17 protein-coding genes and 2 pseudogenes are annotated in these 20012 nt (G+C 72.3%); 2 read left to right on the forward strand and 17 right to left on the reverse strand.

The genetic code is table 11. The features are described 5' to 3' along the window. Window positions 1-3: 3 nt before the first annotated feature. The 4 genes from ABZZ79_RS36340 to ABZZ79_RS36355 form a co-directional block, all read right to left on the reverse strand. Complete coding sequence (locus tag ABZZ79_RS36340) at window positions 4-768, reverse strand: GvpL/GvpF family gas vesicle protein (RefSeq protein WP_356696363.1); 765 nt, start codon at window positions 766-768, stop codon at window positions 4-6. Continuing rightward, complete coding sequence (locus ABZZ79_RS36345) at window positions 765-1190, reverse strand: gas vesicle structural protein GvpA (RefSeq protein WP_356696365.1); 426 nt, start codon at window positions 1188-1190, stop codon at window positions 765-767. Before ABZZ79_RS36345 ends, ABZZ79_RS36340 begins: the two co-directional genes overlap by 4 nt. 52 nt (window positions 1191-1242) lie before the next feature. Further along, window positions 1243-1587: a gas vesicle protein gene (locus tag ABZZ79_RS36350; RefSeq protein WP_356696367.1), complete on the reverse strand. Its 345-nt coding sequence runs from the start codon at window positions 1585-1587 to the stop codon at window positions 1243-1245. A 210-nt stretch (window positions 1588-1797) separates the two neighbouring features. Continuing rightward, entirely contained in the window at window positions 1798-3654 is a 1857-nt protein-coding gene (locus ABZZ79_RS36355; protein ID WP_356696369.1) for a transketolase, read from the reverse strand. A 357-nt stretch (window positions 3655-4011) separates the two neighbouring features. Between ABZZ79_RS36355 and ABZZ79_RS36360 the strand changes: the two genes are divergently transcribed. Further along, window positions 4012-4968 (forward strand): LLM class F420-dependent oxidoreductase, encoded by a 957-nt coding sequence (locus tag ABZZ79_RS36360; RefSeq protein ID WP_356696371.1) that lies wholly within the window; start codon window positions 4012-4014, stop codon window positions 4966-4968. Window positions 4969-5063: 95 nt separating this feature from the next. On the opposite strand, the gene ABZZ79_RS36365 is transcribed toward ABZZ79_RS36360, so the two are convergent. From ABZZ79_RS36365 to ABZZ79_RS36420, 12 genes and pseudogenes are all read right to left on the reverse strand, one after another. Continuing rightward, window positions 5064-5606: a phage holin family protein gene (locus ABZZ79_RS36365; protein WP_356696373.1), complete on the reverse strand. Its 543-nt coding sequence runs from the start codon at window positions 5604-5606 to the stop codon at window positions 5064-5066. Between the two features lie 165 nt (window positions 5607-5771). Continuing rightward, a pseudogene (locus ABZZ79_RS36370) lies at window positions 5772-6080 on the reverse strand (DUF5107 domain-containing protein); the annotation flags it as partial. Between the two features lie 263 nt (window positions 6081-6343). Beyond that, the gene (locus ABZZ79_RS36375) at window positions 6344-6895 is read right to left on the reverse strand and encodes a GNAT family protein (protein WP_356696375.1); all 552 of its coding nucleotides are present in this window, start codon (window positions 6893-6895) and stop codon (window positions 6344-6346) included. Between the two features lie 472 nt (window positions 6896-7367). Then, window positions 7368-8294 carry an LD-carboxypeptidase gene (locus ABZZ79_RS36380; protein ID WP_356696377.1) on the reverse strand — a complete coding sequence of 309 codons (927 nt, stop codon included), beginning with the start codon at window positions 8292-8294 and terminating at the stop codon, window positions 7368-7370. Beyond that, window positions 8291-10282, reverse strand: coding sequence for a prolyl oligopeptidase family serine peptidase (locus ABZZ79_RS36385; RefSeq protein ID WP_356696379.1), 1992 nt, complete (start codon window positions 10280-10282; stop codon window positions 8291-8293). Before ABZZ79_RS36385 ends, ABZZ79_RS36380 begins: the two co-directional genes overlap by 4 nt. 16 nt (window positions 10283-10298) lie before the next feature. Next, window positions 10299-11603 carry a M20/M25/M40 family metallo-hydrolase gene (locus ABZZ79_RS36390; RefSeq protein WP_356696381.1) on the reverse strand — a complete coding sequence of 435 codons (1305 nt, stop codon included), beginning with the start codon at window positions 11601-11603 and terminating at the stop codon, window positions 10299-10301. Beyond that, window positions 11596-12429, reverse strand: coding sequence for a M55 family metallopeptidase (locus ABZZ79_RS36395; protein ID WP_356696383.1), 834 nt, complete (start codon window positions 12427-12429; stop codon window positions 11596-11598). The genes ABZZ79_RS36390 and ABZZ79_RS36395 overlap by 8 nt, the downstream gene beginning before the upstream one ends. A 120-nt stretch (window positions 12430-12549) precedes the next feature. Then, entirely contained in the window at window positions 12550-13272 is a 723-nt protein-coding gene (locus ABZZ79_RS36400) for a class I SAM-dependent methyltransferase (RefSeq protein ID WP_356696388.1), read from the reverse strand. 174 nt (window positions 13273-13446) lie between these two features. Next, entirely contained in the window at window positions 13447-15900 is a 2454-nt protein-coding gene (locus tag ABZZ79_RS36405; protein WP_356696390.1) for a SpoIIE family protein phosphatase, read from the reverse strand. 721 nt (window positions 15901-16621) lie between these two features. After that, window positions 16622-17059 carry a hypothetical protein gene (locus ABZZ79_RS36410; protein ID WP_356696392.1) on the reverse strand — a complete coding sequence of 146 codons (438 nt, stop codon included), beginning with the start codon at window positions 17057-17059 and terminating at the stop codon, window positions 16622-16624. A 181-nt stretch (window positions 17060-17240) separates the two neighbouring features. Further along, window positions 17241-17756: a ricin-type beta-trefoil lectin domain protein gene (locus ABZZ79_RS36415; protein ID WP_356696394.1), complete on the reverse strand. Its 516-nt coding sequence runs from the start codon at window positions 17754-17756 to the stop codon at window positions 17241-17243. A gap of 443 nt (window positions 17757-18199) precedes the next feature. After that, window positions 18200-18586, reverse strand: coding sequence for a hypothetical protein (locus ABZZ79_RS36420; RefSeq protein ID WP_356696396.1), 387 nt, complete (start codon window positions 18584-18586; stop codon window positions 18200-18202). A gap of 194 nt (window positions 18587-18780) precedes the next feature. Here ABZZ79_RS36420 and ABZZ79_RS36425 point away from each other — a divergent pair, with 194 nt between their 5' ends. Beyond that, on the forward strand, window positions 18781-19359 hold the full coding sequence (locus ABZZ79_RS36425) for a TetR/AcrR family transcriptional regulator (protein WP_356696398.1): 579 nt from the start codon (window positions 18781-18783) through the stop codon (window positions 19357-19359). Window positions 19360-19560: 201 nt separating this feature from the next. Here ABZZ79_RS36425 and ABZZ79_RS36430 read toward each other — a convergent pair. Next, window positions 19561-19797: pseudogene (locus ABZZ79_RS36430) on the reverse strand (leucine zipper domain-containing protein); the annotation flags it as partial. Between the last annotated feature and the right edge of the window lie 215 nt (window positions 19798-20012).

A 20012-nucleotide genomic window follows, 5' to 3' on the forward strand; every position in this document is an offset into this window, starting at 1 on the left:
CCCTCATTCCTGCGTGGTGTCGATGCCGCCCGTGGTCCCCGCCGGTTCTGCGGGGCCCGGCTCGACGAAGCTGTACGGCGGCAGCGGGCCGTTGACCCGTATTTCCAGATGCGGGTGGCTCTCACGGACCTGGTCCACGGAGGCGAGGAACGCCTCGGCCGCGTCGCGGTCCACCAGGAAGGACACATTGGCGAGCCATCCGGTGGACTCGGGGCCGACGCTCAGCGCGGCGGCGACCGACTCCAGGGCCTGCTGCACGTCCGCCGCGTCCTCGGCCTCGCGGGCCTTGACCGCGGCCGCGGCCATCTCGCCGAGTTGCAGCCGCTGCTCGTAACTGCCGCCCCCCGCGTTGCGGTTGGCCTCCGCCAGGGCGCGCAGCTCGGGGTTCTCGGACATCACCCGGTGCAGCACGGCTTCCTCGTCGTGGCTGGCCTTGACGTTGTACTCGACCTTGCCCTCAAGCGTCCGTAGCCGTTCCCGGTAGTGCTCCGCGCGTTCGGCGAGCACCCCGGTGACGGTGTCGTCGTCCGGGGCGACGCTCCCGAACCTCATGGGCAGCACGCTCCCGTCCGAGGCCGCCTCGGCGAGCACGTTCTGGTGGGCGAGCAGTTCCCTGCGCTTGGGCCGCAGGTCCTCGGGCACGTCGCTGACGAGGGCGGCGAGTTCGCCCTCCTTCAGCACGCGCAAGGGGAGATCGCCCACGCCGGCCACGCCCTCGGGCGGGGAGGTGCGGGAAGCGGCGGTGATGCCGTAGACGTACGTGCTCACTCCGACTCCTCCTTTCGGCGCGCGGTGGACTTGCGGGCACGCGGCCTGGATTCCTTCTGGCCGCCCTCCTCACGCGCCTGGTTGAACGCGTCGGATATGGTCTCGGCGGCGCCGGACAGCGCCCCCTTGGACTTGCCGCGCGCGCCGGATTCGGTGATCTCACCGACGAGGTCGGGCAGGCCCGGGGCCTTGCGCGGGCCGGCCTCTAGGTCGAGGCGGTTGCACGCCTCGGCGAACCGGAGATAGGTGTCTACGCTGGCGACGACGACTCGTACATCGATCTTGAGGATCTCGATACCCACCAGGGACACTCGCACGAACGCGTCGATGACGAGTCCCCTGTCGAGGACGAGCTCCAGTACGTCGTAGAGACTGCTGCCGCCGCCTCCGCCGCCGGACTGCTGTGCCGGGACTACGGTCATGCCGACTGTGCCTCCTTGTCTTTGGGCCGGAGAAAGTGGTGGTTCGAAGGGCTCAGCGGCCGCCGGGGCGGGGGTCGGCCCGCCCGCGTTCGTAGCGGCGAACGCGTCGGTAGCCGGTGAGCCGGCCCTGCGGGTCGAGGTCGACCTGGTAGCTCGCCATCAGGCTCATCGTGTCGGGAACACGGGACAGCTCCAGGACCTCGACCTCCAGTGACCAGCCGTCCTCCGTCCGCTCGAAGGACGAAACGCTCTCCGCGGTCATGCCGGTGAGCTCCGCGAGCTGGCCGCGCGCGTCGCGCAGCACCTCCATGGGGCCGGGCCGGTTGTCCGCCACGTTGACGTCCCTGCTTTCGTGTCGTGAATGTCGCGACCGGGGTCTGTTTCCTGTGCTCGACATGGCCACCTCGTCCTCCGGGTGGCCATCTGGGCAGGGGCCAAACCTGCGGCAGGGGCGCGGGCGGCGCCGGACGCGTTCCGAGGGCCGCACCACCCGGTAGATGGCTCAGGCATGCAACTTGGCCGGCCGACGCCGCGCCGGCCTGGGGACCGGGGTCACCCGGACCCGGCCCGCAGGGGCCGCCGCACGGCGTCGCCGCTCACCCGCCGCTCACCCCACGACCGCCTGCTCGACCAGCAGCAGTACGCCGGCCGCGACCGACTCGGCGTCGATGCCCGCGGCGCGCAGCTGCTCGTCGGGGGTGGCGGAGCCCGGCATCGTGCGGACGGCCAGGCGCACCAGGCGCGGCACCGGGCGTGCGTCGAGGAAGGCGTCCAGGACCGCGTCGCCGAGGCCGCCCTCGGGGTGATGGTCCTCGATCGTGATCAGGCAGCCGGTGTCCTCGGCGGCCTGGCGCAGGGCGAGCCGGTCGACGGGTTTGACGGAGTACAGGTCCAGGACCCGTACGGCGATGCCCTCGCGGTCGAGCAGATCGGCTGCGGCGAGCGCCTCGGGTACGGTGACCCCGGCCGCGACCAGCGTGACCCGGTCGCGTCCGGAGGAGCGCAGCACCTTGGACCCGCCGACCGGGAACTCCTCGTCCGGGTGGTAGATCACCGGGGTGGCACCGCGCGAGGTGCGCAGATAGCGGATGCCGTCCAGCCCGGCCATGGTGGCGACGAGGTGGGCGGTCTGGTTGGCGTCGCACGGGTACAGCACGGTCGAGCCGTGCACGGCCCGGAACATCGCCAGGTCCTCCAGGCCCATCTGCGAGGGCCCGTCCTGGCCGATGGCGACACCGGCGTGCGAGCCGACGAGGTTGATGTCCGCGCCGCTGACCGCGGCCATGCGGACGAAATCGTGGGCGCGGGTGAGGAAGGCCGCGAAGGAGGAGGCGTACGGGATCCAGCCGCGGGACGCCAGCCCGACCGCGGCGGCGACCATCTGCTGTTCGGCGATGTAGCACTCAAAGAACCGGTCGGGGTGTTCCTTCGCGAAGAACGCGGCGCGGGTGGAGTCGCTGACCTCGCCGTCGAGCGCCACGATGTCGCCGCGCCCGCGGCCGAGGGCGGCGAGGGCCTTGCCGTAGGCGTCGCGGGTGGGTACCTCGTCGCCCTTCGGCCAGCGGGGCGGCTCGTGCTGTCCGGTGCGTACGGCGTGCAGGACACGGGTGGCGGGCGGCTCGGCTACCTGGACGCGCAGGTCGGACGGCCCGCCGAGTTCGGCGACGGCCCGCTCGGGGTCGGGCAGCGGCTTGCCGTGCAGACCCTCGCGGTCCTCGACGTCCGCGACGCCCTTGCCCTTGAGGGTGCGGGCGAGGACGGCGGTGGGCCGGCCCACGGTGGAGACTGCCTCGTGGTACGCGCGGTCGATCTCGTCCGGGTCGTGGCCGTCGATCTCGACGGTGTGCCAGCCGAAGGCCTTGAAGCGCCGGGCGTAGGCGCTCAGGTCGTGGCCGTGACGGGTGGGGCCGCGCTGGCCGAGGCGGTTGACGTCGACGATCGCGGTGAGGTTGTCCAGGTGCTCGAACGCGGCGTGCTCGGCGGCCTCCCACACGGAGCCCTCGGCGAGTTCGCTGTCGCCGCACAGCACCCACACCCGGTAGCCGGTGCGGTCCAGCCGCTGTCCGGCCAGCGCGATGCCGACCCCGACGGGCAGCCCCTGGCCGAGCGACCCGGTGGCCGTCTCCACCCAGGGCAGGCGGCGCGGGGTCGGGTGTCCCTCCAGCCTGCTGCCCCGCTTGCGGAAGGTGAGCAGTTCCTCGTCGTCGATCGCGCCCGCCGCCTTGGCCGCGGCGTACATCAGCGGTGAGGCGTGGCCCTTGGAGAGGACGAAGCGGTCGTTGGCGGGGTGGGCCGGGCGGTCGAAGTCGTAGCGCAGATGGCCGGCCAGCAGCACGGCCATCAGGTCGGCGGCGGACATCGACGACGTCGGGTGTCCGCTGCCCGCGGCGGCGGCCGCACGCACGCTGTCGACGCGCAGCTGACGGGCCAGGTCGGTGAATTCGGGGGAGTCGGGGGAGTTCATCGCGCTCCTTCCTCCAGAGCGTGGGGTGTCGCGGGTACGGCGGGTCTGTCGGGAGTGCCGCCGGAAGGGTCCCTCGCGGGACGTGGCCGGGCGGCTCGGTCGGCCGGGTTCCACGACAGGCGCTCGCCATGCAAGGTCGGCTCGGCCGGGTTCCACGACAGGCGCTCGCCACGCGGGGTCGGCCCGATCTCCTCTCCCCGAAGGCGACGGTCCGAGGCGACCAGGACTTTCCGCGTCCCCCTGGCCCGGACACCCAAACGCACGGGCTCGCCCCGCGCGAGACCGGCCGGCCCGGTTTCCGCGGGAGCGCCCGGGTACTCGGGGCCCGCCCGAACCGCCTGTCACCAAGGAGTCCTCATGCCCGAGTACGGCTACTTCCTGTCCTGCGAGGAGTTCGGTCCCGCGGAGCTCGTGGAGCAGGCGCGCATGGCCGAGCAGGCCGGGTTCCGGTCGCTGTGGATCTCGGACCACTACCACCCGTGGAACGACGCGCAGGGCGAGAGTCCGTTCGTCTGGTCGGTGATCGGCGCGGTCTCGGAGGCGGTGTCCCTGCCCGTCGAGACCGCCGTCACCTGTCCCACCGTGCGCATGCATCCGGCGGTCGTGGCACAGGCCGCCGCGACCTGTGCGGTGATGACCGACGGCACCTTCCGGCTCGGCGTGGGCAGCGGCGAGGCGCTCAACGAGCACATCCTCGGCGACGCCTGGCCGCCCGCCCACGTCCGTCTGGAGATGCTGGAGGAGGCCGTGCAGGTGATGCGCAAACTGTTCACCGGTGAGGAGGTCAATCACGAAGGCGTCCACTACTCGGTGGAGAACGCCCGCCTCTACACCGTCCCCGAGGAACCTGTCCCGATCGACATCTCCGGGTTCGGCCCGAAGGCGACCTCGCTGGCGGCCCGGATCGGCGACGGCTTCATCACGATGACGCCGGAGCAGCCGCTGGTGGAGCAGTTCCGCGAGGGCGGCGGGGGCTCGAAGCCCGTCAGCGGCGGTGTGAAGGTCTGCTACGGCCCCGACCGCGACGAGGCGGTGCGTACGGTGCGCCGGTTGTGGGCCAACCAGCTGCTGCCCGGCGAGATAGGGCAGATCCTGCCCTCGCCGAGTCATTTCGAGCAGCTGGAGCCGCTGATCACGGAGGAGATGGTCAAGGAGAGCTCGGTGTGCGGGGACGACCCCGACGAGCACATCGCCGCGCTCACCGCCTTCGCCGACGCCGGCTTCGACCGCGTCCTGGTCAGCCAGATCGGCCCGGACCAGCGCGGCTTCTTCGACTTCTACCGTACGAAGGTGCTGCCGCGGCTCCCCGGCTGAGCCGGGCCCGCCCGGGGCCGTTGCTGGGACCTCTCAGGACCGGCCCCGGCGCGGGGACTCGTCGCGGCCCTGTCGCCGCGCCCCGCGCAGGGCGGTCAAGCCCGGTGGTGCGGGGGCCCGGGGTCGATGTCGTCGGGCCGCGGCGCGGACACTGCGGTGTCGCCGGGGGCGGGAGTGGCCGCGCCGGGTGCCGCGGTGGCCGCGCCCGTGGCGCCCGGCGGGCCCGGTGCGACGGGCGGGACCGGCGGGTAGCCGGCCGGGTCGGCGAGCCCGCCGGGCGGCCCGAGGGGTGCGCCGCCGCCGTGCGCCTGCTCCCCGCGGGCCGCGTCCTCGGGCGTCCGCCGCGGGCCGGGCCGGGCCGCGCCGCGCAGCAGGTAGGCGACCACGCCCAGGATCACGGCGGTGATCAGCGCGGCGGCCCAGTCGGGCAGACCGGCGGCCAGGGCCAGGCCCAGCGTGAGCGCCAGAGCCGCTCCCGCGTACAGGGCGACGGCCCCGGACGCGGCGTACAGCACGGCCCGGCGGCGCTGCCCGCGCGTCTGGCGGCGCAGCTCGTCGCGCACGGTCTCCCGCGTCACCTGCGCGAGCTCGTCGACCAGCGCCTTGTCCAGGTGCTCAAGATGATCCAGTCGGTCCATGGCCGCCGGGTACCCGCCGTCGTACGGACGTAACTTGGTGTGCCCGCACAGGGCCCGCCCCGGGGAGGGGCGTCAGACCTCCTGGCCGGGTCGCATCCGGAAGTCGTACTCCGCGGGCAGCGGTTCGTCCGTGAGCCTCGACCACAGACGGCCGATGTCCTCGGCGGAGGTGATCCGGCCGCCGAGTCCGGGCAGGACCGTGGCCTTCAGCCGGTCGTTCTCGACGACGAGGGCATCGATCCGGCGGGGGCCGCGCCTGCGGTCGTAGCCGTCGCGGACCCGCAGCGGCAGCATGCTGTGCAGCGGCTCGTAGCCGACCTGCCGGGCCATGTCGCGCGGCAGTTCCTCCCGGTCGCGGTCCTCGACGCGGTGCACCTCGTCCAGGGGCCGCAGCGGGGGCAGGGGGTTGTCCGGGCCCAACTCGGCGGCGGGCAGCGTCACTACGTCGCGTCGGATCGTCGTCACGATCACCATGGAACCCGGCGACCGGGCACCCGGCCAGGGGATCTGCCGGTCAGGATTGGGCAAAGGCCCGGGCCACGACGTCCGCCGGTTCGGCAGGAGGGCACGCTGTCGTACGAGCCGGTGCCGCTGAAGCACTTCTCGTGCGGTTCGTGGTGGTGTCCGACGCGGCGGCGATCGCGCAGGACCGGGCCGAGACGGTGCCGCGCGGGCTGGGCCACGGCCACGGCCACGGCCCGCTGAAGTCGCAGGTCACCGACCTGACCCCATGAAGATCAACTGCGAGGCCGCATCTCGACGGTGAGCGCCCAGCGCTCGTGATCGCGCCAGGCCCCGTCGATGAAGAGCATGGCCGGCGAGAAGCCTTCGGGACGGAAGCCGCTGGAGCGGGCGAGGGCGATGGAGGCGGCGTTGCCCGGCTGGACGTTGATCTCCAGGCGGTGCAGCCGCATCGGCCCGAAGGCGTGGTCGATCACCAGCCCGAGGCCCTCCCGCATCAGGCCGCGCCCGGCGGCGTGCGCGAAGGCGCCATAGCCGAGGGCGCCGCACTGGAAGGCGCCCTGGACGATGTTGTTGATGTTGATGAACCCGGCGAGCGATCCGTCCCCCTGCTCGCACACCAGGAAGCCCGCCTTGGTCGGGTCGTCGATCAGCCGGCCGGCGTAGGAGCCGTACGCCCGCGCGTTGTCCGGCGGGAACAGCCAGGGGTGGTGGAGGTCCTTGCTCTCCAGGGCTCGGGCCGTGAACTCGGTGCCGTCGGCCCGGGTGATGGGGCGTATGCCCACGTGCGGGCCTTCGGCGAGAAAGCGGGATGCGGGGTGCGGCATCGGGCCACCCTATGCCGCGCTCACGCGGGCCGCTGCGGGAACCGTCGGACGCGGGTTCATGTCCCCAGGGTGCGCCCCTCGCGCAGGTCACGCACGGTGGGCGCGGGGCGCGGGCCGGTCGAGCGCGGGCCGGTGGGGGCTGGTCGCGCAGTTCCCCGCGCCCCCAAGAAGGGCGGCGCAGCCCACCAACGGACACGAGGAACCGCACGACCAACCACAACCCGCAAGGAAGGGCGGCGCAGCCCGCCAAGGGGCGCGGGGAACCGCACGACCAGCCACCCACAAGCAGAAGCCGCACAACCCACCAACGGACACAAGGTGCTGCGCGACCAGCCACAACCCGCAAGGAAGGGCGGCGCAGCCCGCCAAGGGGCGCGAGGAACCGCGCGACCAGCCACCCCGCGGGGAGAGGCCGCGCAGTCCGTCAAGGGGCGCGGGCGCGCGCAGTCCCGGGACGCGACGACCCCGCGCCTCAGCCCAGCGCCGGCCCGTCCAGCACCAACGTTCCCGCCTCCGCGTCCAGTTCGGCCGCCACACCGAACGGGATCGTCAGCGCGCCCTCGCAGTGGCCGAATCCGAAGTCCTCCACGACCGGCACCCCGAGCCCGCCGAGCCGGTCGGCGAGCAGCGGCCGCAGCGTCTCGTGGACGTCGCAGCTCTCCCAGGAGCCGAGCAGCACCCCGCTCACCCCGTCCAGCCAGCCCGTGCGCAGGAGTTGGGTGAGGTAGCGGTCCAGACGGTACGTCTCCTCCCCCACGTCCTCCAGGCACAGCAGCCCGCCGGCCGCCGAGCGGCGCGCGTGCGGGGTGCCCGCCTCGGCGGCGAGCAGGCACAGACAGCCGCCGAGCAGCACCCCGCGGGCCCGACCCGGGACCATGGCCCGGCTGTCCTCGGCGGTGATGGTGGTGACGGTCTCCGGAGCGAACAGCGTGGCCCGCAGGTGCTCCTGGGCACGGCCGTTCTTCAGGAAGTCGACACCCGCCGCCATCGGCCCGTGCAGGGTGACCAGGCCGAGCCGCACGGCGAACGCCTCGTGCAGCGCGGTGATGTCGCTGAACCCGACGAACACCTTCGGCCCGGCCGCTCGCATCGCCTCCCAGTCGAGGAGGTCGACCATGCGCTGCACGCCGTAGCCGCCGCGGGCGCACAGCACGGCGTCGACCGACGGGTCGCACCAGGCGGCCTGGAGGTCGGCGGCCCGGTCGGCGTCGGCACCGGCCAGATAGTCGAACTCGGCGTGCCGGTCCAGGACATGGGGTGCCACTACCGGGTCGAGGTCCCAGCCGCGCAGCAGGTCGAGGCCGGCCTGGAGCCGTTCCTCGGGCACGGGTCCGCTGGGCGCGACCACCGCCACGCGGGCGCCGGGTGCGAGTCGCCGCGGGCGCCGCAGTTCGTTCACTTTTCGAGCTCCAGTCTCGGGACGCCGGGCGGGTGGAGCCCGAACACCTGGGCGTAGAGGGAGAGTTCGGCCTCCAGGGCGCGGACCATGGTGTCGGCCCGCCGGAAGCCGTGGCCCTCGCCCTCGAAGGCGATATAGGCGTGCGGCACGTCGCGGCCCGCCATCCGGGCCATCAGCCGTTCGCTCTGCGCGGGTGGGCAGATCACGTCGTCCAGGCCCTGGAGCAGCAGGAAGGGCGCGGTGATCCGGTCGGCGTGCTCGACGGGCGAGCGCTCCGCGTACCGGGCGGGCACCTCGTCGTAGGGCCCGACCAGCGTCTCCAGGTAGCGCGACTCGAAGTCGTGGGTCTCCCCCGACGCCCAGCCGGCCAGGTCCAGCACCGGGTAGATGATGGTGCCGCAGGCGTAGACGTCGGTCGTGGCGAGGGAGGCGGCCGTGGTCCAGCCGCCGGCGCTGCCGCCGCGGACGGCGAGCCGGGCCCGGTCGGCGGTGCCCTCGTCGGCGAGGGCGAGCGCGACGGCCGCGCAGTCCTCGACGTCGACCACGCCCCACTGCTCGCGCAGCCGGTTGCGGTACTCGCGCCCGTATCCGGCCGAGCCGCCGTAGTTGACCTCGGCGACGCCGATGCCGCGTGAGGTGAAGTAGGCGATCTCCAGGTCGAGCACCAGCGGGGAGCGCCCGGTCGGCCCGCCATGCGCCCACACGACGTACGGCGGCCGCTCGGAGTCCGGCGCGGCGCACCCCGGGTTGTGCGGCGGGTACACGTGCGCGTGGATCTCTCGGCCGTCGGGTCCGGTGAAGGTGCGGATCTGCGGCTCGGGGTAGTGGACCGGGTCGACGGCGTCGTCGTGCCCGGCGCCGATCACCCGGGCGTGTCCGGTGCCGGTGTTCAGCTCGACGACCTCGTACGCGGTGCGCGGGCTGGCGCCGACGGCGGCCACCCTCGCCGACCCGCCGAGCGAGGGGACTCCCATCTCGCTCCGCTCGCCCGACACGGCGAGGGTGGGTGCGAACTCGGTCCAGGGTCCGGCCGCGTCGACGACCTCGCCGGTCTCCGGGTCGAGGATGCCAAGCGCGGTGGCGCCGCGCCCGTGGACGACGGCGATCAGTCCGTCGGGCAGCGGCGCGAACCACCGGTGCCCGATCTTCCACAGCGGCCCGCCGAACTCCTCCTCGCGGCGGCACAGCGGTTCCCCGTCGCGGTAGAGGTTCCACCAGCCGGTGCGGTCGCTCGCCCACAGCAGGGAGCCGTCGGCGGCGAAGTCGGCCTGGCAGATGGATTCCTCGGGTCCGCCCGCCACGGTCCGGGGGGTGTCGAAGGTGCCGTCGGGCCGGACGTCGGCGAGCAGCAGGTCCGTGCCGTCCCACGGCATCCGCGGATGGTCCCAGCCGATCCAGCAGACCCGCCGCCCGTCGGGCGACAGCTTCGGCCCGGTGACGAACCGGTGCCGCTCGGCGGCGAGTTCCCTTACCGCCGACCGGTCCTGGGCGGCGGACCCGTCCAGCGGTACGGCGGCCGGGATCCGGCGCACCTCGCTCGGTCCGTCCCCGGTGAACTCCTCCAGCACGCACCAGACTTCGCCGCGCTCCGGCAGCAGCACCGGGTCGGCCCAGCGCAGTCCGCCGCCGACCGCGCCGGCCGGGGTGAGCGGGACCGGCTCGCCGCCGGGCTCCCACCGGTACAGGCGCTGGTCGTCGAAGTGCGCGAACACCACCAGCGGGCGGCCGTCCCGGCTCGTCCCGGCCCAGGGCTGTCCGCCGTACTCGATGACGCGGGTACGCACGTTCCACGGGGCCGGCAGCACCGGTTCCTCGCGGCCGTCGTGGTGCCGCCGGACGAGGGTGCGGCGGCCGCCCTCGGTGGGGCGGGGTTCGGTCCACCAGGCCTCGTCGCCGACGAAGCCTACGTACTCGGGATGTCCGTCGTGGGCGGCCGCGAGGGCCGCGTCGACGGGCGAGGGCCAGGAACCGTAGGCCAGTGTCTGCACGTCGTCCCCCGCTCGCTCAGGCCGTCCGCAGGAAGCGGTCCAGGACGCGGACACCGAAGTGCAGCGCCTCGACGGGAACCCGCTCGTCGACGCCGTGGAACAGCGCCTGGTAGTCGAGTCCCTCCGGCAACTTCAGCGGCGCGAAGCCGTAGCCGGTGATGCCCAGGCGCGAGAACTGCTTGGCGTCGGTGCCGCCCGACATGCAGTACGGCACCACATGGCCGCCGGGCGCGAACTCCTCGACGGCGGCCCGCATACGGGCGTACGTCGGCGAGTCGACGGGTGCCTGGAGGGCCACCTCGCGGTGGAAGAACTCCCAGTCCACGTCCGGCCCGGTCAGCTCGTCCATGGTGGCGCGGAACTCGTCCTCGGCGCCCGGCAGGAACCGGCCGTCGACTTGGGCGACCGCATCGCCCGGGATGACGTTGACCTTGTAACCCGCGTCGAGCATGGTCGGGTTGGTGCTGTTGCGCACGGTCGCCTCGACGAGCTTGGCCGCCGGGCCCAGCTTGTCCAGCAGGGTGTCGATGTCGTCGAGGTCGGGCTCGACGCCGTAGAGCGCGGCGAGTTCGGTGAGGGCGGCCCGTACGGTCGGGGTGAGCCGGAGCGGCCACTCGTGGGCGCCGATCCGGGCGACGGCGGCGGCGAGCCGGGTCACCGCGTTCTCCCGGTTGACCTTGGAGCCGTGTCCTGCGCGGCCGCGCGCGGTCAGCTTCATCCAGCCCGTGCCTCGCTCGCCGGCCGCGATCGGGTAGATCTCGCGTCCCGACCCGTCGTGGAAGGTGAAGGCGCCGGACTCGCTGACGCCCTCGGTGCAGCCCTCGAACAGTTCCGGGTGCCGGTCGGCGAGGAAGCCCGAGCCGTCCTCGGCGCTGGCCTCCTCGTCGGCGGTGAACGCGATCACGAGGTCGCGCCGGGGCCGCACGCCCTCGCGCGCCCAGGACCGCAGGACGGCGAGGATCATCGCGTCCATGTTCTTCATGTCGACCGCGCCCCGGCCCCACACGACGCCGTCGCGGACCTCCCCGGAGAACGGGTGCACGCTCCAGTCGGCCGCCTCGGCGGGCACCACGTCCAGGTGACCGTGGACCAGCAGCGCGTCCGCCGACGGATCGGTGCCCACGAGCCGGGCCACGACGTTGGTACGGCCCTTGGCGCGCTCCAGCATGACGGGCTCCAGGCCCGCCCCTGCGAGGGCCTCGGCCGCGTACTCGGCGGCGGGCCGCTCCTGGCAGTCGCCGCCGCCCCGGTTGGTGGTGTCGATGCGGATGAGGTCGGAGGTGAACCCGACGACCTCGTCCAGCGCCTGCTCGTCAGCCATACTGCTCCTCCACTGCGGCCGAGACGATGGTGGTGACCGCCTTGAAGGTGCGGATCCCGTCGAACATGGTGTCGCTGGTGTAGGCGACCCTGCGCTCCCCGGTCCGCGCCACGCCCGGCACGACCGTCGCGGCCATCGCCAGGTGCTCGGCGTCGAACTCCAGGGCGATGGTGTGCGGCCCGGCGGACACCGGCTGGTGCCGAACCGCCAGCGCGGCCGCCTCCTTGGCCGCCGCGCGGATGTCGGCGGCCGTCCGGGCGGGCGTACGGCAGACCGCCGCGTACCGGGACACATGGTCCTTGACCGCGACCTTCAGCGCCTCGGGCGCGTAGCCGAGCGCGTCCTCGCAGGCCAGGTCGTCGCCGGTGACCAGGACGACCGGCACGCCGTACTCCGCGACGACATGCGCGTTCAGCAGGCCCTCACTGGCCCGTACGTCGTCCAGCCAGACGCCCGTGAGCTGGTTGGCGAGGTAGGTGTGCGCGAGGACGCCCTCCATACCGGCGCCCGCGTGGTAGCCGATGAAGGCGATGCCGTCGACGTCGCCGTGCTGCACGCCCTCGACCATGGACAGCGCCTTGTGCCGGCCGGTCAGCATCTGGGCCCGGTCGTCCAGCTGCTCCAGCAGCAGATTGCGCATGCTCCAGTGCGCCTCGTTGATGAGGACCTCGTCGGCGCCGCCGTCGAGGAAACCGAGCACCGCGGCGTTGACGTCCGAGGTGAACATCGACCGGCACCGCTCCCACTGCGGTGTCCCCGGGAGCACATCGGCGGGCCACGTCACACCGGTGGCGCCCTCCATGTCGGCGCTGATCAGGATCTTCATGGTGCGTCACGTTACGCGCAGAAGCCAGAACGGGCCAGGACGCTCCCTGACCGACCCGTCGGTCGGTGACCGCCGTACGGGCCGGCCTCCGCGACGCCGACACGCTCCGCACGACGGCTCTCAGGCCCCCGCGGCCACCAGCCACTTCGACGGCAGCTCGATCAGGGAGCCGTCGGCCGTGTGCTCGGTGGTGGCAAGGGGCAGGTCTCCGCCCGCGAGGACGGTGAGCCCGGCGGCGGCCAGGAACCCGGGGACCGCCGCGTCGGCGACCTCGCCGGGGGCGATGCCGTGGCGGAAGACCGGGGCGAGCTTGGCGGGCGGGCCGTCCGGGCTCTGCGCCAGCCCGCGCAGGACGGCCCCGGCGGCCTCGGAGGGGTCGACCAGGAAGGCGCGGCCCCGGCTGCCGACCAGCGCGGCGAGCGCGGCGATCAGCGGCTGGCGGTCGTCCGGCTCGCTCTGGTGCAGGACACCGCGCATATAGACGTTGGCGTCGCCCAGCTCGGCGTGCAGCGCCTCGGCCGCCGCCTTGTCGGTGGCGTCCAGCTCCCGGTACCTCGCCTGCCCGGCCGGATCGGCGCGCCGGGCGTGCTCCACGGCCGCGGCCGACAGGTCGGCGCCGATCACCCGTGGGAAGCGGCCGGCCAGGAAGCGGGTCTGGGTGCCGTTGCCGCAGCCGAGGTCGATCAGCGGCAGCCCGGGGTCGGCCAGCAGCGGCTCGAACAGGGCGACGTGCAGCGCGGAGGTCAGGGACGGTTCGGCGTCCCACAGCACGGACCCCGGTTCGTCGGAGGCCTCCCGCCAGAAACCCTCCCAGGCGTCCCGGTACCGACTCGTCACGCTCATGCCCAACTCCCCAGGTCGCACAGCCGATCCGCCGTATCCGACGGGCCAGTACGGTCTATCGCCCCGGGGACGCCGCGACAAGAACGCGGCGCGTTCCTTCACGGCTCGTCCGACACCCGTACGCGCCGAGCGGGGCCGTCGCCCGTGCGCCGGACGGACCGAGTCGGTCCCCGGTCAGGCCCGGCGCCTGGGCAGGGTGAGCTCGAACCACACCGTCTTGCCCGTGCCGGTGCGGCTGGTGCCCCACTCCCGGGCCAGGGTGGAGACCACGCGCAGTCCGCGCCCGGCCTCGTCACCGGGTCCGGCGCTCAGCAGGGTGGGCAGCTCGTGGTCGTCGTCGTCCACCTCGCACAGCAGGGTGTCGCCGCGCACCAGCCGCATTTCCACCGGGCGGCGGCCCGAGTGCCGGACGGCGTTCGTGGCCAGCTCGCTGACCAGCAGCTCGGCGGTGTCGGCCAGCTTGTCGAGCCCCCAGTCGTGAAGCTGCTCGCGGACCACCGCTCGGGCGCGGGGCACCTGGGCGGCGTCGAGCGGCAGGCGCCACTCGGCGACGTCATGGGGCTCGATGCCGTTCAGCCGGGCCATCAGCAGGGCCACGTCGTCCTTGCGGCCGCCGCGGGTGTTGAGGGCGCGGATGATGGTGTCGCAGGCCTCGTCCATGGACGCGGCCGGGTGCGCGGCGGACTCGCACAGCGTCGCCAGGCCCACACCGATGTCCTCACCGCGCATCTCCACCAGGCCGTCGGTGCACATCACGAGCCGGTCGCCGGGCTCCACACGCAGCCGTACGGCCTCGAAGGGCACCCCGCCCACCCCGATCGGGGCGCCGGTCGGCAGGTCGAACAGCTCGCTGCGCCCGTCCTCGGCACGGACGATGACCGGCGGGATGTGCCCGGCGTTGGCGAGGTGGAGTTCGCTCGCGATCGGGTCGTAGACGGCGTAGAGACAGGTCGCCAGGTAGGTGTCGCCGAGTCGCTGGGCGAGGTCGTCGAGGTTGCGCAGCAGTTGGGCGGGCGGCAGGTCGAGGGCGGCCATGGTCTGCACGGCGGTTCTCAACTGGCCCATCATCGCGGCCGAGTTCAGGCCGTGGCCCATGACGTCGCCGACCACGAAGGCGGTGCGCGCGCCGGGCAGCTTCACCGAGTCGAACCAGTCGCCGCCGACCCGGCCGAGGAGGGTGCCGGGCAGATAGCGGGTGGCGATGTCGCAGCCCGCCATGCGCGGCGGGATGTGCGGCAGCATGCTCTCCTGGAGGGTCTCGGCGACGGACTCCTGGTAGGTGTACATGCGCGCGTTGTCGAGCACGAGCCCGGCACGGGCGGCGAGTTCGGCGCCGGTGACCCGGTCCATGTCGTTGAACTCGACGCGCTCGGGGTGCCGCAGCAGGATCATGAAGCCGAGCACGACATTGCGTGCCTTGAGCGGGACGACCAGCATGGACCGGCCGGTGATCAGCGGCCGGATGTCGCGCTTGTCGAACTGCGAGGCGATGGCGTGGCCCAGCTCCTCGCTGATCCGCGGGACGAGGACGGGCTCGCCGCTGGTCATGCACTGGAAGAACGGGGTGTGCGCGGGGAACGGCATGGCCTCGCCGACCGGCACGACGTCGTCCCAGCGGCCGGGTTCGTCGGTGTGCTCCAGGGCCACCCGGTGCCACAGGGTGGTGGTGTCGGGGACGCCGTCGGGGAAGCCCTCGCCGGCGACGACCTGTTCGCGCAGATAGGTGCCGGCGACGTCGGTGAAGCGCGGCACGACCGCCCGGCTGACCTCGACGATGGTGCGGGAGAGGTCCAGGGAGGTGCCGATGCGCCCGCTGACCTCGTTGAGGAACTCCAGGCGCTCGCGCACGGCGGCGTGTTCGAGGTCCTCCACGTCGTCCGCGGTCAGATCGGCGGGCAGCGGTTCACCCGCGGCGACGGCGTGCGCCAGTCGCTCGCGGCGGGCCTTGCGTTCGGCGCGCCGCGGCACGCCCCAGTCGGGGGTGACGGGCACCCGGTCGTTCTGGCTGAACTCCAGCACGGGGTAGCCCAGTTCGAGGACCTGGGCGACGATGCGGGCGCTCTCCCCCACGCTCATGCTGGGCAGGATCTCGGGCAGCCCGCGGGCGAGGTCCTCGGCGCCGGGGAAGTCGGTGTGCAGGGCGAAGGCGGGCGCGATCCGCTCGACGGCGCGCTCGTCCCCGCCGCCGCGGTGCGGCCCGGCGGTGTCCGCCGCGAGGACGAGCAGCCGCTCGGGGCCGGGTCCCACCAGCGGGTAGGCCCACCACAGGACGTCTGCCCGGCCGCCGTCCGGCACATCCAGCCGGGCGCGTCCGGCCGCCGGGTAGGCGAGCCCGCCGCCGAGCGAGGACTCCAGGCCGGGACCGAGGCCGTCGTAGGCGGTGTGGGGGCCTGAGAGGCTGGTCCCGCGTTCCTCGGGGAGCGCCCCGGAGACGGGCAGCAGATCGGTGGCGGGCAGGCCGATCGCGCTCTCCTTGGGGATGCCGAACAACCGTCGGGCGCCGCTGCTCCAGTGCGAGACCAGGCCCTCGCGGTCGACGACGACCACGGCCAGCGGGACGCGTCCGGCCTCCCCGCCGGACCCAGCCGGCCGGCTGGGAGATGCTGCCCGGTCGGTGCCACGGTCCATGGCCCAAGCCCTCTCTCCGCGCGCCTGGACAAGATCTGTCCCCGGACCACCGTACGACTCCGGCGGTACGCGATGTGCGGCAATGCGCGAATTCGCGGCACCGCGTGACCCAGAGGTCGCGGGGCGGCGCGATCCGGCCGCGCCGCCCGGCCTGAGGGGGCGTACGCCGGTGTGTGCGCCCCAAAACGCGCCGGCCGGGAAGACGAGCCGTCAGCGGGTCGGTGGGCGTCCGGAAGAACTGCCCGAAGATCTCTGACTCAGGACACCAGTCCCAACGCCGTTCAGTTGGAGCGGGGCTGGGTGAGTCAAGGGTCGGTTGTGAGCATGTTGATGCTGATGGTGGCCCTGTAGGTGGCCCGGTTGATGGTGGGTCCGCGAGCGTTGTATTTGGAGATCGCGCGTTTGACGATGCGGTCTTTCGTGCGGGCCCGCCGCTGGGGCAGGAGGTGGGCCGGCACGTGGCAGCCGATGACTCCTGACCAGGTCGATGACGGTGTCGGCGATGATGCCTGCGGCCAGGACGAGCTGGTCACGGGCGGCGGACAGCGCGACGGTGAAGCCGGCCCGGTCCGGATCGATGCCCGGGACGCTGTCGGTGGCATCCGTCATTGCGGTCCGCAGCGCCTGGTAGACGACCAGCAGGGCCCAGACCTCCTGCTCGACCCCGGCCGGGGTCCGGGCCCGCAGGACCCGCCCGCCCAGGACCGGGTGGCGTTGCGGGTCAGACCCGGATGACCGAGTGACGGCGGACGCGTACGGAGTTGTTGACGCTGGCCTGGCGGGCCTGCCCGGTCTGGCCGGGCACGGCGGGTGCTGCGCCGAGTCCGAAAAGGTCGGCGAGCGCGGCCATCAGCTTTCCGGCGAACTTCTTGGTCGCGTCCATGCTGTTCGCGTCGAACACCTGGAACCCGTTGCGCTCATCCAGGTCCCAGGCTCCGGCGGGGCGACGGCGCGGCGCGTAGCGCAGGTGCAGCGTGCCGCGAGGGCTGGCGAGTTCGATGGTGTATCCGGTGTCGGTCGCCGCCGCGATGACCTCGACGCTTCCGTCGCTGGCCTTGCGCTCGGCGTGGCTGCGCATCCTGTCGAGTGATCGTCGCACCAGGTCGGGCAGCTGCGCTTCGTCGGCTACCGGCGTAAGGCCGTCGCGGACCGAAGGCATCTCTGGCACAACCTCAGCGGGGCCGCTGATCGGAGCATCGCGCAGCACCGCCGTGCAACCGTCCAGCAGGCGGTTCAGCTTGCCTCCGGTGTCTCGCGTTCGGCGTCGCCTCTGCCCCCGCCCCGTCCCTGGCCAGGGACGGGGCGGGGGCAGGCGGGCCTTTGGGGATGGAAACAGGTGCTTATGAGGAGTAGGCCGCCCACAGGCTGAGGTCCTCATTGTTCACGTCCATGCAGGTGTAGAGGCGCAGCTCGTTGCCCGACGCGTCGCCGCCCCACCCGTTGACGCAGTTCTGCCACGCACTCTTGGGCTGGAGTTGGGCTCCAGTGCCCATGTAGACGAAGTTGAAGGTGCGGTCGGGGTTGAACCAATCACAGTTGTAAAGCTTGATGTGGTTGCCAACCGTGTCGCCGCCCTCCCAGTTGTTCAGGCACAGGCCCGGGTTCAGGTAACTGCGAATCTCATAGTGGGTGCTGTCCACCGGGTACCAGGCCCACTTCTGTGCGCCGGTGCCGTTGCAGGTGTACTGCTGAATCTGTGCGCCGGCGTAGGCGTTGGAGCCCGGAACGTCGAAGCACAGGCCGTTGCGGAGCTGGATTGGAGCGTAGTAGGTGGCGGCGCTGGCTGGGCTGGCGACGAGGCCAGTGGCGATGAGAGCCGCGCCGGATATGACTGCGGCAACTGCGCGCTTGCGCATGGGTGTCTCCCCTTGTGGAGTAGGTGGCGATGGAGGCGATCTTTTTGATCGCGACGTGGTATTACCCTGCCCGTCAGGTGCCTCCACACCCGTCGCCAGGAGAGAGCCGACAACTGCAGCATCCTGCTCATCCGCGGCGAACTGCAGCTGCGTCCAGTCCTGGCGGCTCTCACTATCCACGCCCTGATCCTCATCCGTCCTGCACGTCGTCATCACGATTGCTTGACGAAGGAGATAGGGCCCCGCGGCCATCGACGGTGACCAGGGCCGACGGTGACGGTGCAGGAGCAGCGGGCACGGTCTTTACCACAGCAACTCGCCATGACAGGGAGTCCTCTCGCGAGGTCATGGCCCGGGCCATGACCAGCAGCTCCGCTGTCGAGTCCAGGATCCGCCTCCGGAGAAGGTGGTGCCTGGCCGGCTGCCCCGGCACGCGTCCGGGCTCAGCTCGCGTAGCCGGAGTAAAAGGTCTTGCCGGTGGTGTGGTCGACCACCTTGGCCCGGCAGGAGCCCCGGCTACCGATGCTGAACACGTACGTACGGGTCTCGTAGGGGTAGATCCAGAAGGCGCCTGCGGAGTTGTACGTGTACCCGTTCAGACACTGCAGCCAGAACTCGGTCAGGTGAGCGCCGCCGCCGTCGGCCTCCGGCTGCTTGTACCAGGAGACGTCATAGCCACCGCTGACGGTCCGGGCGCACGCGGTGCCCTCGTACCAGTTAAGGCACTGCCACGTCCCTGCGGCGTTGGCCGAGGAGGCGAACGCAGCCGTGCTGGCGACGGCGGCCAGCGTCGCCGCGATCAGCGTGCCGATGCGCTGTGCGATGTTCACGAGGAACCCTTTCACGGAAATCGGTGATGCACGGAATACCTGCGATCGAAGGGACCCTAGGGATGGCGCCTCAGGATCCTGATCAAATCGACGGTCCGTGACGTCTCGTCTCGGGCTGGGCTCAATGCTGCAGGGTTGAAAGTGATCATGTCAAGGCGAGACGTCACGTCACGTCTCATGGAACAATCGGGCGCATGCATGCCGCACCGAATCCGGATCTGCGAAACCCCCGCGTCCACCGCGCTATCCTCGATGCCGCCCTCGAACTGGCCACCCGTGACGGCTACGCCAACATCACCGTCGAAGCCATCGCCGCAGCTGCCGAGGTCGGCAAACAGACCATCTACCGCTGGTGGCCCAACAAAGCAGCCGTCATCCTGGAGGCACTGAACGACGGCACCGGACCGGCCTGCCAGGTACCCGACACAGGAGACGTCGCAACCGACCTCGCCGCCGCGGCACAAGGAGTCATGCGACTCCTCTCGACGGCTTTCGGCACGGTCTGGCGTGGCTTGATCGCGGATGCGCAAAGCGACCCCCGACTGGCCGAAAGCATGCGCGTGACCTTCTTCGAGCCCCGCATGGCGCTCTGGCAGGAGCGCCTCGACGCAGCCGTCGCAGCAGGCCAACTGCGTGCCGACGTCCCAACCCGAACCGTGGTTGAACTCCTCTTCGGCCCGGTCTATTACCGGCTCCTACTGGAAACCGGCCCACTGGATCCGGACAACGCCGCCGCCCGCGTCGACTACCTCCTCAATGGCCTCAAGGCCTGAACAGGGAAGCATCTCCCGTTGCGCGACGCGGTCGGACTCGACGGCAATCTCCGACGGCGTGCGCCGCCGCCCAGGCGGGAGCCGACCTCTCCAGTCGGCTCAACCCTGCGATGCCGCCTCCAGCGCCTTGTCGCCGAGTGGCTCGCTCATCTCGGTGTGCAGCAGCACGCGCGCCCGCGAGTGGCGCTCGATCTGATCGATCACGATCCGCCTCTCGGTGCGGGTCGGGGTCCGGCGAGGGCTGTGACGAGGACGCGAGGACCGGTCGGTCATCCCGGCCTCGCCGAACTGCCGGTAGCGGTCCGCCCACCGCTGGGCGGTGGTGGGTGAGACCTGGAAGCGTTCTGCGGGCCGCCGAAGCGGCCAGCCGTCCTCGACCACGCAGCGGGCGAGCCGGAGGCGTCCGGTCTCGGTCAGGGGTGCATTACGGTGGGGCACGAGGGCCTTTCTGGTCGGTGTAGACGTCGCAATCCACACCGAACCCGGAAGGCCCTCACCCGTTCAAGCAGCCCCAACCGAGACCTGCATCACCCGTCCACAACCTCCCAGGACAGAACACCTAGTGCCCCGGCAGGCAGCGTTTGCCCGTCAAGGAGCGGCGTCCGGCGCGTGCTCTCGGTGTGCCGGGTGCAGGCCCTCGTACTGGATGTACT

The sequence above is a fragment of the Streptomyces sp. NPDC006458 genome (assembly GCF_040612135.1).
In the GTDB taxonomy this organism is placed as follows: Bacteria; Actinomycetota; Actinomycetes; order Streptomycetales; family Streptomycetaceae; genus Streptomyces.

What these genes read in the sequence shown, in the direction of transcription:
- ABZZ79_RS36345 (WP_356696365.1), bottom strand. Translation starts at nt 1,190, where the DNA reads ATGACCGTAGTCCCGGCACAGCAGTCCGGCGGCGGAGGCGGCGGCAGC.
- ABZZ79_RS36350 (WP_356696367.1), bottom strand. Translation starts at nt 1,587, where the DNA reads ATGTCGAGCACAGGAAACAGACCCCGGTCGCGACATTCACGACACGAA.
- ABZZ79_RS36355 (WP_356696369.1), bottom strand. Translation starts at nt 3,654, where the DNA reads ATGAACTCCCCCGACTCCCCCGAATTCACCGACCTGGCCCGTCAGCTG.
- ABZZ79_RS36360 (WP_356696371.1), top strand. Translation starts at nt 4,012, where the DNA reads ATGCCCGAGTACGGCTACTTCCTGTCCTGCGAGGAGTTCGGTCCCGCG.
- ABZZ79_RS36365 (WP_356696373.1), bottom strand. Translation starts at nt 5,606, where the DNA reads ATGGACCGACTGGATCATCTTGAGCACCTGGACAAGGCGCTGGTCGAC.
- ABZZ79_RS36375 (WP_356696375.1), bottom strand. Translation starts at nt 6,895, where the DNA reads ATGCCGCACCCCGCATCCCGCTTTCTCGCCGAAGGCCCGCACGTGGGC.
- ABZZ79_RS36390 (WP_356696381.1), bottom strand. Translation starts at nt 11,603, where the DNA reads ATGGCTGACGAGCAGGCGCTGGACGAGGTCGTCGGGTTCACCTCCGAC.
- ABZZ79_RS36395 (WP_356696383.1), bottom strand. Translation starts at nt 12,429, where the DNA reads ATGAAGATCCTGATCAGCGCCGACATGGAGGGCGCCACCGGTGTGACG.
- ABZZ79_RS36400 (WP_356696388.1), bottom strand. Translation starts at nt 13,272, where the DNA reads ATGAGCGTGACGAGTCGGTACCGGGACGCCTGGGAGGGTTTCTGGCGG.
- ABZZ79_RS36405 (WP_356696390.1), bottom strand. Translation starts at nt 15,900, where the DNA reads ATGGACCGTGGCACCGACCGGGCAGCATCTCCCAGCCGGCCGGCTGGG.
- ABZZ79_RS36410 (WP_356696392.1), bottom strand. Translation starts at nt 17,059, where the DNA reads ATGCCTTCGGTCCGCGACGGCCTTACGCCGGTAGCCGACGAAGCGCAG.
- ABZZ79_RS36415 (WP_356696394.1), bottom strand. Translation starts at nt 17,756, where the DNA reads ATGCGCAAGCGCGCAGTTGCCGCAGTCATATCCGGCGCGGCTCTCATC.
- ABZZ79_RS36425 (WP_356696398.1), top strand. Translation starts at nt 18,781, where the DNA reads ATGCATGCCGCACCGAATCCGGATCTGCGAAACCCCCGCGTCCACCGC.